Source organism: Glaciecola punicea ACAM 611, assembly GCF_000252165.1.
GTDB classification, from domain to species: Bacteria; Pseudomonadota; Gammaproteobacteria; order Enterobacterales; family Alteromonadaceae; genus Glaciecola; species Glaciecola punicea.
On sequence record NZ_BAET01000018.1, the window covers coordinates 17,189 to 31,143 of the forward strand.

Here is a 13,955-nt window from a genome sequence, read left to right on the forward strand (position 1 = left end):
CGCTTTATACGCTGTCTGTAGATGAATAGATTTGTAAAAATCAAATTAAATTCTTATAAAGTATTCGCATTTTTATTGTTTAAAAACTGATTTGCTTGTGTGGATTATTAAATGATGTAATGACTGAGTCTGTTATCCACTTTTTTATCCATCCTATGCCAGTCCGAGGCCATCATGGTGATACTAACTATCCAGTCACCTGTATCAGAGTATTCTTGCTCATTAATGCAATTTAACTCATACAGCATGCCTCTAATTTTTCCATCTCCCGCCGGGACTGCTAAGGTATAGTTCACCATTTCTTGGCGTAAACACTCAGTTAGGGCTTGTTTTAATAAATCAATCCCTGTGCCGTTTTGAGCCGACACCCATACTCTTGTTGGCCTACCTTCATCATCGCGATCAATTTTAGGCACCACACCGTCTAGGCGGTCAATCTTATTGCAAATTATAAGCTGAGGAACTTCATCAGCCTCTATTTCTTTAAGCACGTCATTTACTTGACCCATGTTTTCTGCATATTGCTCATCTGCATAGTCAACCACGTGTAGTAATAGCGTCGCTTCTTGCGTTTCTTGCAGTGTAGCCTTAAATGCGGCCACCAAATCGTGCGGTAAATGACGAATAAATCCTACCGTGTCAGCCAAAATAGCCTGACCCACCTCTTGTAATTCAATTTTGCGCAAGGTGGGATCTAAGGTAGCAAATAACTGATCAGCAGCATAAACCCCAGCGTCGGTTATGGTATTAAATAAGGTAGATTTGCCGGCGTTAGTATACCCTACCAAGGAAACGGTGGGTATTTCCGCCCGCTTACGAGATCGTCGTCCTTGTTCACGCTGCTTTTGCACTTTGTCAAGGCGTTTCAAAATAGTTTTAAGGCGCCCTCTTAATAAGCGTCTGTCAGTTTCAAGTTGCGTTTCGCCCGGCCCGCGCAAGCCTATGCCGCCTTTTTGTCTTTCTAAATGTGTCCAGCCTCGAATGAGGCGTGTTGATATATGACGAAGTTGCGCAAGTTCAACCTGCAGTTTACCTTCATGGGTACGCGCACGTTGAGCAAATATGTCAAGAATGAGACTGGTGCGATCTAGGACTCTACACAAGCACAACTTTTCGAGGTTGCGCTCCTGTGAAGGTGATAAAGCATGGTTAAATATTACAAGGTCTGCACAAAGTGCAGCCACTGTGTCTGCTATCTCTTGTGCCTTTCCAGTGCCCACAAAAAACTTCGCATGAGGTGCTTTGCGCGATGCAGTAACAATGCCCACGTTATTTACGCCAGCAGAAGATACTAACAGCTGTAGTTCGTCTATATCTTCTTTGTTTTGTTCGTCTGAAAAGTCTATATGAACTAGTACGGCCTGTTCACCGCCCTCGTAACGATCAAACAAATAAATGCTCCAGCTTAGTTAATCTGATGTGGTGTCGTCTGACTGCTCTGTAGGCATGCTTATTGCGCGCGAAGGCACAACAGTAGAAATAGCATGTTTGTAAACCATCTGACTGACTGTGTTTTTCAATAAAACCACAAATTGGTCAAAAGACTCAACTTGTCCTTGCAATTTTATACCATTAACAAGGTATATGGCTACAGGGATTCTCTCTTTACGTAGTGCGTTTAAAAACGGGTCTTGCAGTGATTGACCTTTTGCCATTAGTCATCCTTATTTTTATTATCGGCTTATATTATACGACCGCTTTGAGTGTACATAATTGTGTCTTAGGTTGCACCCACTTTTTGTACAAGTCTTTGAAGATTATTAAAATCTGCACTATCAAGTGCAGTAACATCATTGAATCCCCGCAACCAAGTTAGCTGGCGCTTGGCTAACTGTCGTGTTGCAATAATTCCTCTCTCACGCATTTGTGAGTAGCTATACTCACCCTCTAAATATTGCCACACTTGCCTATAGCCGACGCTTCGCATAGAGGGCATGTCAGCTTCTAGCGAATAACGCACTAATAATTCTTTCACTTCTTGTACAAGTCCACTGAGTAACATGCTGTCAAAACGCTGCTCTATTAGCACATGGAGATCTGCGCGCTGACGAGGCATTATGGTAAACTGACAAAAGTTAAATGGTAAACGCACTTTTTGCTGCGCCTGAAAATGGCTCAGTGATTTACCCGACACCATGAACACTTCAAGCGCGCGAGTTAGACGTTGGGCGTCGTTTTTATCGATACGCAGGACACTTTGAGGGTCTACTTCGCTTAGCTGCTTATGTACGCTAGCTAAAGTCATTTCACTAATTTGTTGACGAATATTTGGTTCAGCGGCTGGTAGCTCATTTAAGCCATTTATAAGAGCATTAAAGTACATCATGGTGCCACCGGCCAGTATAGGCTGCTTACCTTTTTCCAACACGGTAACAATTGCATTTTGGGCATCTGACATAAAGTTAGCCACACTGTAGCTGTTTTGAGGGCTAATAATATCAATTAAATGATGAGTAACCCCACTTTGCTCTTGTAAGCTCGGTTTAGCGGTGCCTATATCCATGTCTTTATATACCAGCGCTGAATCTACACTTATTACCTCACCGTTTAAAACCTTGGCCGATTCAATTGCTAAAGCTGTTTTGCCAGACGCAGTGGGGCCCATTATGCATATTACAGTGGGCAGCGCATCATTCTTTTCTGCCTCAATACTCATTTATCTGGTGACATCCAAGTTGACAAATGCAGTGACTTCGCATGTTTTTCACACAATGTTTGCAACTGCTGTGCGCCTAACTCATTCATCCACCCGTTCAGCATACTACTTGTTACCTCAAGACTCCTGAGCCACGCTAACGCGATTGTGCTGGCAAGTATATCTGCATCAAGTTTATGAGCAATAATTTCAGCGCTTATGAGCTGGGGAAAAATACTCGCCCAAGGCAACTGACGAAGCTCACAAGGGACCTGTTTCAAAATAAGCTTTTGATGGCTTACCGACATTAGCATGTTCATGTTTGCAAAATAATCTAACTGAGTTTGTTTTATGCTTAGCTTGTTTTCAACAGACACCGGCATTAGCAAAGGCTGTGCAATGGTAGAGTCCAAGATTCTTATCTTAACTATCTTTGCCAGCAATTTACTTATAGGCAGCACATCTAGATTTTCACCGCGAGCTAGTACTACATATGGTGAATTATAAAGATAATGATGCATAGTCAAAGAAGGACTTGCTAGCTGTCTATGTTGCTCATTTTGGCCTTCGTTAGAATGAGCCGCTTGATTATGCTGGGTGGCTTTAGTGAGCTCAACTGTTGGTAAGGGGTGCTGCGAAGAGCTTGGTAAATCTATGCCTGCATAAAAGTCATGGTTGGCTTTTATTTCTCTTCTTGCGGGTACATTTGAGCGGTGCTGTGAAGACTTCGCCAATCCAAGCGGTGATTGCGACCTGCTGCCTTGAGTGTCGCTATAATCGTTATTTACAAAATTAGTGCTCATACCATCTTTGTTTGAACTATCGCTGCGAGCGGGACTTAAGGTTTGAATATAGTTATGACTGGGCGCCTCTAGCACATTCTTGCCGCTCGTCGCAGCGTTATCAGCGTAGTAACTAATAGCGTCGTTAACGGCTTTAAACACAATATCATGGACCTGTCTTGACTGATGGAATCTGACTTCATGCTTCGCTGGATGTACGTTTACGTCTATTTGCTGAGGTGATACTTGCAAGTATAATACGTAACTTGCAAAGCTTTGCGGTGGCAGTGTGTCTTCATAAACTTGCCGCAGTGCATGCGCAAGGAGCTTATCTTTCACCATGCGACCATTTACAAAAGTATATTGTAAATCACGGGTGGCAATGCCGTGGCCTAGCTTGCTGCAATAGCCGCTTAACACCATCCCATCAAAGGAATAGTCTATTGGCGTGCAGTTAAGCAGCATATTTTTACCACACACTTGCTCAATTCGCTTCGCAATATCTTTAACGCGGGGATATCTACAGCAAAGCTTTTGATTGTGTTTTAGCTCAAACTGCACATCGGGTCGGGTTAACGCGATTCTTTTGACAATATTCTCAATGTGTTGAAACTCTGTTTTACCAGTGCGAAGAAACTTGCGTCTTGCCGGAGTATTGAAAAAAAGGTCAAGCACTTCAATTGAAGTACCGTCTGGATGCGCGGCAGGCTTAAGCTCAACCTGCATTTGTTTACCTTCAGCGCACGCTTGCCATGCTTGTGCCTGAGCACTGGGTTTTGACGTAAGATTTAATCGACTTACCGAGCTAATACTAGCAAGTGCTTCACCGCGAAACCCCATGCTGGTTATGTGTTCTAAGTCATCTATATTGCTAATTTTACTGGTAGCATGACGGCTCAAGGCAAGGGCTAACTCATCTTTAGCAATACCCGCGCCGTTGTCACGAATTAATATACGCTTTTGGCCGCCTTGCTCGATTTCAATGAGCACCACAGTAGCCCCCGCATCTAAGCTATTTTCAAGTAATTCTTTGACCACCGACGCCGGGCGCTCAACCACTTCGCCTGCGGCAATTTGGTTTGCTAATTGAGGCGACAATATCTTTATTGGCCTGTGCACGGCTGAGCCGCTTGGTGAAGTATTCGTTATGTCTACCATTATACTTTGCTCACGAAGAAAAATCGGACACTATTTGGGTATCGTTAATACTTGGCCAACCTGAAGCAAATCAGAGTTGAGCTTATTTTGCATTTTTAACGCTTTAACACTCACCCCGTAACGCTGGGCAATGAGTGATAGAAACTCGCCGCTGACCACTTTATGACTAAGGGGTTGGGAATACTTAGCTAAAGCCCAAGCGGTTCCATCGGGTGGCGTTTTCTTAAAATAACGTTTAATAGACGTGTACATTGCATTTGCTAAACGCTGCCTATGCTCAGCCCAATTAAGATTTTTTTCTTCTTGAGGATTAGAAATAAAACCAACTTCTACCAAAATAGAAGGCGTTTCTGGTGCTGTAAGCACTGCTAAACTGGCGCTTTGCGGCAGGCTTTTATGCATCCTTGTAACCCCTTTCATATCCTTTATCAGCTCGTGGCTAAGCTCGTAACTTAATGCACGAAATAAATCCATCGACATATTCAAAATAGTCTCTGCAAAGTAACGTTCGGTATCTCTATCTTCAATTATATCTGCGGCGGGGCCAAGAAGCTGTGAGCTACGCTCGGTTTGTTCCAGCAATCGGCCCAGTTCACTGTCGGCTCTGCCTTTAGATAAAAACCAAACCGAACCACCTCTTGGCTGGGGTGAAGTAAATGCATCAGCGTGGATAGAGACTAACAAATCGGCGTTTTCTCTAACCGCAATTTCAGGCCTGTCGTTTGGAGATATGTAGTAATCGCCTTCGCGGGTTAGCACTGCGCGTAAGCCAGGTTGTGCATTAATTTGCCTGGCCAGCATTTTTGAAATGCTTAATGTGATGTGCTTCTCGTAGGTACCCGCGGGGCCAATTGAGCCGGGATCAACACCTCCATGCCCTGCATCTATTACTATTATAATATCTCTGTCACGGTCAGGTTCCAAAGCATTAACGGCAACATTTGGATCAGCGTTATTCGAGCGCGCATTACTTATGGCGACCTCAGATGGAGGATTAGGGTCAATAAGTTCAATCACTAGCCGGTGCCTCGCCTGCTTAACGTCTTCATCCGCTGGCGTTAAAGTGAATAGTCTAACGCTAAGTTTCTTGTTGGTTTCAATCACTATGCGACTATCTTTAGACGTTATTGGCGTGGAATGTCTCAACTTGCTGACTTTATTGCCCGACAGCCCTATACTCGAAAAATTGAATGCGTTGTCTACATTTTGTAAATCGATGACAACGCGCTCGGGATTAGCCAGCGAAAAGTAAGAAAAACTTGGTGGTTCGTCGAATTCGAGTACTATGCGCGCTAAATCGCGAGAGTCAGAAAAGCGCACATCTGTCACATTTACCTGTTTTGCAGACACACTTTGAACACAGCCTATAAAAAGCGCAAACACTGTAAACGTAAGATATACAAATAACGCAATAGCGCTGTTGGCCTGCTTTACATAGGTACCTGCTGACTTTTTCATTGCCTGTTACTCTTTAGCCCTTCTATGCAAAGCAGACCAAAAGGGCTAAATCCTTCAAATTCGAACATACGGCCGCTGCGATGATAGCTAATATCAACAATTAAATCGGGGACCGGCAATAGCCCCTGTCCTTTTTCTGGCCACTCCACTAAACAAGCACTTTGAGGAGTAAAGTAGTCCCGTATGCCCATAAACTCAAGCTCTTCTGGATCTGCTACCCGGTATAGATCAAAATGAAATAAGGTGTTAGGGCCTAGTTCATAGGGTTCTACTAGCGTATAGGTAGGACTTTTAACATTGCCATTGTGCCCTAAGCTATGCAATAAAAAACGACTAAAAGTCGTTTTACCGGCACCTAAGTCACCGCGCAAAAATGTGCATGTCCCCCCGTAACCTTCTTCGGTAAAGGCTTTTCCCAAAATAAACGCGACATTACGGGTGTCGGCTTCGCTGCTGCAATACTGCTTTATTTTCATTCTTTTTCGTTTATTAGTAATCTAACGGTGGCAAACAAATCACTAGCTAATAATCCGCGCTGCCCATATTTTTGCGCTACTATATCACCTGCTTTCGCATGAATCGACACCCCGTATAAACAAGCCATGTCTTTACTGAGTCCTTGCGCCATTAAAGAGCCTAAGATACCGGCTAATACATCGCCCGTACCGCCCGTTGCCATGCCCGGATTACCATGCCTGCAGACCCAAGCATGGCGTTGATTGTCGACGATACTGCCCGCTCCCTTCAATACGCAGGTAGCCTTATAGCGTATTGAACAGCGCCTAGCAAAATCAAATCGATTTGCCTCAACCTCTGCAATAGAGACGTTTAACAGACGCGCTGCTTCACCCACGTGTGGCGTAATAATAGAGTCTCTTAGCGTAACAAACTCGGTATCAAGCGCGGCTAAATTCAAGGCATCTGCATCTATCACTATTGGTTTTGACGTATGTTGACAGTGCAGCATTACCGCGTCAAAAGCTTGTTTACCCCATTCGTCTTGGCCCAAACCAGGACCAATGACGATACAGCTTGCCCATTTTAGCATCTCTTTGAGACCTGAACTTACCACCATAAGTTCAGGTCTGCCTGCACTAATTTGTACGATAGAATTTTGATGTGTAAATACTTTCACCAGACCCGCACCAGCACGAAGCGCCGCTTCGGATGTCATGCGAATAGCGCCTGACATTCCTTCGTTTCCACCTACACATAACAAGCGGCCGTGCGTGCCTTTATGACTGTTCACTGAGCGCGGCGCTAAACCCTTAAGATATTTCAAATCTAATGCGCTTGCATCGCTTTTAGCAATACTAGCAAACGCTTTTCCAATGCCTAAATCTTCAAATATAAGCTGACCGCAGGCCTCTATGCCAGTTGATGTGGTTAAGCCAAGTTTTATGCCCACAAAAGTGACCGTAGCGCTTGCTACAATGCACTTTCCCAATGCAGCGCCTGTGTTTGCATCTAAGCCGCTAGGCAAATCTATACTAACCACAGGCTTATTACTGTTATTGACAAGTGTAATGGCTTGCGCGAAGTCTGGTCTAACTGCGCCACTTATCCCGGTACCTAATAAACCATCAATAATGATATCTGCTTTATCTACAAAGGCTTTTGTCAGCCCCTCTACTTTACCGCCACACGCAAGCCAATCAACCTGCGCGCGCTTCACATCACCAGCAACTTCTTTATTTGTTTGCACGGCGCACAGGCGCACATTTTTACCCGCGTTATAAGCACTAAGCGCCGCCACATAGCCATCGCCTGCGTTATTGCCGCTGCCCACGACTACCAAATAATTATCTACATTAGGAAATAGAGTAACGCAGTGCTGATACACGCAGGCACCTGCGCGCTGCATTAAGCTAAACATATCTATACCGAGTGTTTTTGCCGCGGCTTGCTCATGCATTCTTACTTGATCAGTTCGATATAATTTTTGTGTTAAGCTATGGTTAAATTTCTCTTGCAGCATAAATGAATGTCCTTAATAAATTCAACTAACGGTAGCGCGCACGCAGACGTCAATGACAGCTCTTGCCTTGACTTACTTGCACTTGCTAACAATATCAAGGCTTGGGGCAAGGCGCTAGGCTTTCAGCAAGTGGGCGTGTGTGACATTGACGTAAGCCAGCAAAAACCCATGCTTGAAGCCTATTTGGAGAAGGGTTATCACGCCAGTATGGACTACCTCGCGCGCAACGTTGACAAGCGCTTAGCGCCCGAAAAACTTCACCCTAACACCTGTCGTATTATCAGCGTGCGCATGAACTACCTTCCGCCAGAAGCTCAGTTTGCAAACAACTTACAAAATGATAAACAAGCCTACATCAGCCGATACGCGCTTGGGCGTGACTATCATAAAGTGATGCGTTCTCGTCTAAAAAAACTAGGAGAACGTATAAAGCAGCATTGTGAAGCCTTAGATTACAGACCATTTGTAGATTCTGCGCCAGTGCTAGAGCACGCTATTGCGCAAAAAGCGGGTTTAGGCTGGACGGGCAAACACACACTTACCCTGAATGAAGAAGCTGGGTCGTGGTTCTTTTTGGGCGAGCTGTTTGTGAATATTCCTTTACCTCTTGATGAAAGTGCCCAAGAAAACTGCGGCACCTGCACTGCATGTATCAGCATTTGTCCCACTCAAGCGATAGTAGCGCCTTACCAATTAGATGCAAGACGCTGTATTTCATATCTCACCATTGAACATAAAGGTGTCATCCCATTGGTATACAGAAAAGCAATGGGAAATCGTATTTATGGCTGCGATGATTGCCAACTGGTATGCCCTTGGAATAGGTATGCGGAAGTAACGCAAGAGAAAGATTTTTTCGCTAAAGAATTTCTGCAAGGCGCTAGTCTTGTTAGCCTATTTGAATTAACAAAGCTTGAGTTTTTAGAAAAAACCCAAGGTTCGCCCATTCGCCGAATAGGGTATGAAAGTTGGCAAAGAAACCTATCCATTGCCATGGGCAATGCGGGTTTTGACGAACAGATACTTTCAAGTTTGCAGCGAGCGCTGTCTTGTGCTGTGTCAGATGTATTAAAAGAACATTTCGCGTGGGCTATTGCCGAGCAAAAAACACGTAAGGCAAATCCGGAAAAGGCAGTCAGCACTAGACAACACGAGCGCCTTATCCGTATTGTGCAAAAGGGCCTGCCGCGCGACGCATAATCAATTGGCCTACCTGTACATGTAACTCTTACAAAATTCTCTGCCAATTTTTCCCACTTTTGCTTACAAAAGGCCCTTCATTGCTTTATTTAATTTTACGTGCTCCTAGCCAAAGCTCGGTATCAAGGGCGCTCACCTGTACTGTGCGTCAATTGGCATCCTTAATGCTTGGTTATTTGAACGTGGGGATAAGTAATTATTCAAACCTTTGAGCTAAAACATTTTATCTAGCTTTCAGTTTTATACACCTTATTACTTATCGCTTAGTTTTAACCACACTGGAGGAATAATGACTAATAGTAATCAAAATAACCAAGCTAATACACAATTTACAGTACCTGGAATGGACGACAGTCATGCAGACAAAGCAGTTGCTATTTTAGATAATCGCATGGTCTCACTGCTCGATTTGTCCCTTACCCTAAAACATGTTCACTGGAACGTAGTAGGGCCAAACTTTATTGGTGTTCACGAAATGTTAGACCCACAGGTTGAATCTGTTCGTGAAATGGTTGACACCATTGCCGAAAGAATTGCCACTATGGGCGGCGTGCCCGTAGGAACGCCTAAGTCGATAGTAGATCGTCGGTCATGGCAAGACTATTCTTTGGGTAAAGCCTTAGTGCTTGAGCACCTGGGTGCGCTAGACATGGTTTATAATGGCGTAAATGGCGATCACCGAAAGGCGATCGGCAAAATGGTCGGCCTTGACCCAGTATCGGAAGATATGTTGATAGAGCAATTAACCGCACTTGAACAATTTCAGTGGTTTGTAAGAGCGCATCTAGAATCTGCCGATGGCAATTTGTCAACGGCCGGTGAGAGTACTGAATCTGGCGCAGCATCGGCAGCATCATAGTTTTGAGAACTATTGTGCAAAGCTGTTAATCAAAGCGCCAGAAAATAAAAAAGCGGTCTCCAGGACCGCTTTTTTGTTGCTAACTTTTTTTTCCTAACTTAATACTGTTTCACTTTTGGTTTTTTGACTTTTGGCTGCTTGAGCCTAGTTTCAGGCAATTTTTGTTTAGAAGACAAACCCTCAACATGTAGCACTGGAATGACTTGCTGTATTAAGTTTTGTATATCACTAAGCTGCTTAAAGTCTTCGGCCGTTACAAATGAGACGGCCTGCCCGACTGAACCTGCACGACCGGTTCGACCAATTCTATGCACATAATCTTCAGGTACGTTGGGTAGATCATAATTCACTACGTTAGGAAGCTGCTGAATATCTATGCCGCGCGCAGCTATGTCAGTGGCTACTAAAATACGTAACTCACCATTTTTGAACGATGCCAGTGCTTTAGTGCGTGCACCTTGGCTTTTATTACCGTGGATCGCTGCTGCTGAAATTTCGTGACTACATAGCTGCTTAGTTAATCTGTTCGCGCCATGTTTCGTGCGCGTAAATACCAAGGCCTGTTGCCAACCATTGCTTTCAATTAAATGAATTAAAAGCTTACTTTTATTGGCTTTTTCAAGATATACAATTGAATGCTCTACGCTTGGGGCAGCTGCGTTGTTTGGCGTCACGGAAATTTCAACGGGATTATTGACCAAGCGACTGGCTAAACCACGTATATCTTCAGAGAAGGTTGCTGAAAACAATAAATTTTGGCGCTTTTGAGGCAACAGTTTCAAAATACGTTTTATGTCGTGTATGAAGCCCATGTCAAGCATACGATCAGCTTCGTCTAGCACAAGCACTGACACGTCAGAGAATTTAACTGCATTTTGTTGAAACAAATCGAGTAAACGCCCTGGTGTTGCCACCAAAATGTCACAGCCGCGGCGTAAATGTTTCATTTGCGGGTTTATTGACACGCCGCCAAAAACCACCGTTGATCGAATAGGAGTATTCACTTTGTATTCGTCAATATTCGCTGCTACTTGAGCAGCCAATTCGCGAGTAGGTGTTAATACTAAGGCTTTAATATGATTTGGCCTTGGCTCTGAATAATTTGTGGCAAAGCGCTGAATTAAAGGCAGTGTAAACGCTGCGGTTTTACCTGTACCGGTTTGCGCGGCTGCCATTACATCTTTTCCTGACAATACTGCCGGAATTGCTTGCTCTTGAATAGGTGTTGGGGTGGTATAGCCTTTGTCAGTTACAGCACTGACCAGCTCTTTACTAAGCCCTAAAGCGGAAAAACTCATGTGTGTTTGCTTATGTTGTGAAATATTTAGGCGACAAAGTATAGCACAGACGGCGCCAAGCAAATATTAATGTTGACTTTATTTAGATTTAGAAATTGCGCAGTATGCTGTCATCATATTTTTCAACATCAATAGTTATCCCATATTTTGTGGCTAGACTGTCTAGCTCTGCTTGCTGTATAACTAATTCATCCATGATTATGGTGTTGTCGTCTAGTTGCCACAGTAGCTTAGAGCCTGCAAAACTATATTGAATGGCCAGCATTGCATCGGCATTACCGGCAAGGCTAGCTGGCCTTAGCTTCATCATTTTTCGATTTATTTTATTGAGCGCTTGTTTAAGGTCCCACACATAAACAACTTCTGTCATAAACGTATGTTTACGATACTTATTGAGCAGCAACCCGACACTCAACGTACAAATTATGACGCCGGTCAAGTTCCAATGAAAGTGGCTTCCGGTCTCATCAGGAAACAAAGCAATAAGCGTTTGTGAAATTGCTAAGCTCCCAATCGCCAGGGTCGCTATACAAGCAACAATTACTCGATTTAAGTGCCGACGGTAGCGCGTTTTATCTATATTTATTAATTGCATATAAGGTAGCTCTAAGGGTAAATGTAAAACAAAAAAATAAGCATATAATATTATTAACCAAGGCGGCGCGCCACTAGGGCTGGCTTTGTTTGAGGCTAATCACCAAAAACCGACCAGCCCGTTTCAGCCGCAAATAATTCAAGCGCATAAGTGCCTAATTTACTATTACCAATAGTGTCAAGACCAGGCGACCATACGGCAATGGAAGCTTTGCCAGGTGCAATAGCCAATATTCCGCCACCCACCCCACTTTTGCCTGGCAAGCCGACTCTAAAGGCAAACTCGCCAGAACCGTCGTAGTGTCCACATGTTAGCATGAGTGCATTAATACGCTTGGCGCGTTGAGATGACACAATAGGGAAACCTGTATTTGGATTTTTCCCATTATTCGCCAAAAATAGTCCAGCTTTTGCTAACTGTTCTGTGTTCATCGCAATTGAGCAATGGCTGAAATAAGTGTTTAACACATCCGGAACAGGGTTCTCAAACTGTCCAAATGAGGCCATAAAATAGGCTAATGAGATATTTCTAGCACCGCTGTGTGCTTCACAGCGCGCAACATTTTCATCAATCCCAATGCTCTGATCATCGGCTAAAAAACGCACGAAATGGAGTATTTCGGCTAACATTTTGCTAGATTTATGACCCTGCATAATTGCATCAGCTACCGCAATGGCGCCTGCATTAATGAATGGATTCCGAGGCTTACCATGTTCATGTTCAAGCTGCACTATGGAATTAAATGGGTCTCCCGAAGGTTCTCGACCTACGCGAGACCAAAGCGTTTCACCTAACTTGTCTAGGGCTAAAGTGAGCGTGAATACTTTTGAAATGCTTTGGATAGAAAACAAGGTTTTAAAGCATCCCGCATTAAAAATCTCACCGTTAGGCAAAGCCACACTTATTGCAAATTGATTTGCATCTATTTTCGCAAGCTCAGGAATATAGCTAGCGACATTGCCTTTATCCTGCAGTTGCATCATGTTCGAGGCTATTTCATCTATGATTATTTGCAAAATTATCCTATTTTATTATGGATGCTGTACGCTAACATTATAACTGAATTTAGGTTGTTTTGTGGATGTGATAAGGTAAGCTTTGCTTGCTAGTCTCCGCTAATATCAGCAAATTTGGCCTTAGTTAGGAAAGCTAAATCTTGTGAACTTAGCTCTATCTCCAAGCCCCTTTTTCCGGCACTGATAAAAATGGTAGGAAACGCAACACTAGACTTGTCAATTATAGTCCTTAGGGACTTCTTTTGCCCTAAAGGGCTAACGCCACCGATCACATACCCTGAAGAACGACTTACTTGTTCTTTGTCAGCCAATGCTACTTTTTTCCAAGCGAGTGCTTTTGCCATTTTCTTCATACTCAATTTGTGAGACACAGGCACTATCGCTACCGCCATTTGACCTTGGCTTCCTGCAATAACAAGCGTTTTATACACTTTCTCATAGGCAATACCTAGCTTTTTCGCAGCTTCTTCTCCATATGCACCTGCTTGCGTGTCGTGCGAATAACGATGAAGTTGAAATACTACTTTTTGCTCTATTAGGATATCAATCGCAGGGGTCATATCGTTGCTCGCTTGTACCTTTATGCATACATACATTGTGTCAATAGAGCCCACATTATGCTGCGCTAGTAAAAGTAAGTAAGTGTTGTAGCTCATTAAGTTAACTGATGGTACTCAACGTAATGTAGCACATAGAATCTGGTATTAAGAGCGGTTAAGGAAGAAAACGTTTTTTCGTAGGAACCAGTTGCACCTGTGATTAATACGTGCTTATTATCAAACAAGTATATGCTCCAAATATAGGGGGAAACAATCTCCTACCGAATTGTAGCTATATAAAAGCAATTTAAACGCTAAGTTCGCACTTATTCTCAGTAAAATTTAGAAATGATACTAGCTTTTTAGAAAGGAAGAATTTTTTTAGAGTAAGCAGCTGGGGAATTTTTCAGGAAAATATGAATGTTATTTGCTTGAGG

The 13,955-nt window shown here is 43.5% G+C and carries 13 protein-coding genes; 2 read left to right on the top strand and 11 right to left on the bottom strand.

What is annotated here, in order from left to right; genetic code table 11:
* Positions 1 to 107: 107 nt before the first annotated feature.
* The 7 genes from hflX to GPUN_RS08055 all read right to left on the bottom strand — a co-directional run bounded on the left by hflX (position 108) and on the right by GPUN_RS08055 (position 8,011).
* Positions 108 to 1,391 (bottom strand): ribosome rescue GTPase HflX, encoded by a 1,284-nt coding sequence (gene hflX, locus GPUN_RS08025; RefSeq protein WP_006005395.1) that lies wholly within the window; start codon positions 1,389 to 1,391, stop codon positions 108 to 110.
* Positions 1,392 to 1,409: 18 nt separating this feature from the next.
* Positions 1,410 to 1,655 (bottom strand): RNA chaperone Hfq, encoded by a 246-nt coding sequence (gene hfq, locus GPUN_RS08030; RefSeq protein WP_006005397.1) that lies wholly within the window; start codon positions 1,653 to 1,655, stop codon positions 1,410 to 1,412.
* A 65-nt stretch (positions 1,656 to 1,720) separates the two neighbouring features.
* Complete coding sequence (miaA, locus tag GPUN_RS08035) at positions 1,721 to 2,656, bottom strand: tRNA (adenosine(37)-N6)-dimethylallyltransferase MiaA (protein ID WP_006005399.1); 936 nt, start codon at positions 2,654 to 2,656, stop codon at positions 1,721 to 1,723.
* Positions 2,653 to 4,575: a DNA mismatch repair endonuclease MutL gene (gene mutL / locus GPUN_RS08040; protein WP_006005401.1), complete on the bottom strand. Its 1,923-nt coding sequence runs from the start codon at positions 4,573 to 4,575 to the stop codon at positions 2,653 to 2,655. The genes miaA and mutL overlap by 4 nt, the downstream gene beginning before the upstream one ends.
* Before the next feature lie 30 nt (positions 4,576 to 4,605).
* On the bottom strand, positions 4,606 to 6,033 hold the full coding sequence (locus tag GPUN_RS08045; RefSeq protein ID WP_006005403.1) for an N-acetylmuramoyl-L-alanine amidase: 1,428 nt from the start codon (positions 6,031 to 6,033) through the stop codon (positions 4,606 to 4,608).
* Positions 6,030 to 6,509, bottom strand: coding sequence for a tRNA (adenosine(37)-N6)-threonylcarbamoyltransferase complex ATPase subunit type 1 TsaE (tsaE, locus tag GPUN_RS08050; RefSeq protein ID WP_006005405.1), 480 nt, complete (start codon positions 6,507 to 6,509; stop codon positions 6,030 to 6,032). The genes GPUN_RS08045 and tsaE overlap by 4 nt, the downstream gene beginning before the upstream one ends.
* Entirely contained in the window at positions 6,506 to 8,011 is a 1,506-nt protein-coding gene (locus GPUN_RS08055) for an NAD(P)H-hydrate dehydratase (protein ID WP_006005407.1), read from the bottom strand. Before GPUN_RS08055 ends, tsaE begins: the two co-directional genes overlap by 4 nt.
* Before the next feature lie 6 nt (positions 8,012 to 8,017).
* Here GPUN_RS08055 and queG point away from each other — a divergent pair, with 6 nt between their 5' ends.
* On the top strand, positions 8,018 to 9,211 hold the full coding sequence (gene queG, locus GPUN_RS08060) for a tRNA epoxyqueuosine(34) reductase QueG (protein WP_006005409.1): 1,194 nt from the start codon (positions 8,018 to 8,020) through the stop codon (positions 9,209 to 9,211).
* A 289-nt stretch (positions 9,212 to 9,500) separates the two neighbouring features.
* Positions 9,501 to 10,070 carry a DNA starvation/stationary phase protection protein Dps gene (gene dps, locus GPUN_RS08065; RefSeq protein WP_006005412.1) on the top strand — a complete coding sequence of 190 codons (570 nt, stop codon included), beginning with the start codon at positions 9,501 to 9,503 and terminating at the stop codon, positions 10,068 to 10,070.
* 98 nt (positions 10,071 to 10,168) lie between these two features.
* Here dps and GPUN_RS08070 read toward each other — a convergent pair whose 3' ends face one another.
* The 4 genes from GPUN_RS08070 to ybaK form a co-directional block, all read right to left on the bottom strand.
* Positions 10,169 to 11,368: a DEAD/DEAH box helicase gene (locus tag GPUN_RS08070; protein WP_006005414.1), complete on the bottom strand. Its 1,200-nt coding sequence runs from the start codon at positions 11,366 to 11,368 to the stop codon at positions 10,169 to 10,171.
* 88 nt (positions 11,369 to 11,456) lie between these two features.
* The gene (locus GPUN_RS08075) at positions 11,457 to 11,963 is read right to left on the bottom strand and encodes a DUF3087 domain-containing protein (protein ID WP_040520689.1); all 507 of its coding nucleotides are present in this window, start codon (positions 11,961 to 11,963) and stop codon (positions 11,457 to 11,459) included.
* A 95-nt stretch (positions 11,964 to 12,058) separates the two neighbouring features.
* Complete coding sequence (locus tag GPUN_RS08080; RefSeq protein ID WP_006005420.1) at positions 12,059 to 12,979, bottom strand: glutaminase; 921 nt, start codon at positions 12,977 to 12,979, stop codon at positions 12,059 to 12,061.
* A gap of 89 nt (positions 12,980 to 13,068) precedes the next feature.
* Positions 13,069 to 13,539 carry a Cys-tRNA(Pro) deacylase gene (gene ybaK / locus GPUN_RS08085; RefSeq protein ID WP_040520711.1) on the bottom strand — a complete coding sequence of 157 codons (471 nt, stop codon included), beginning with the start codon at positions 13,537 to 13,539 and terminating at the stop codon, positions 13,069 to 13,071.
* Positions 13,540 to 13,955 lie beyond the last annotated feature (416 nt).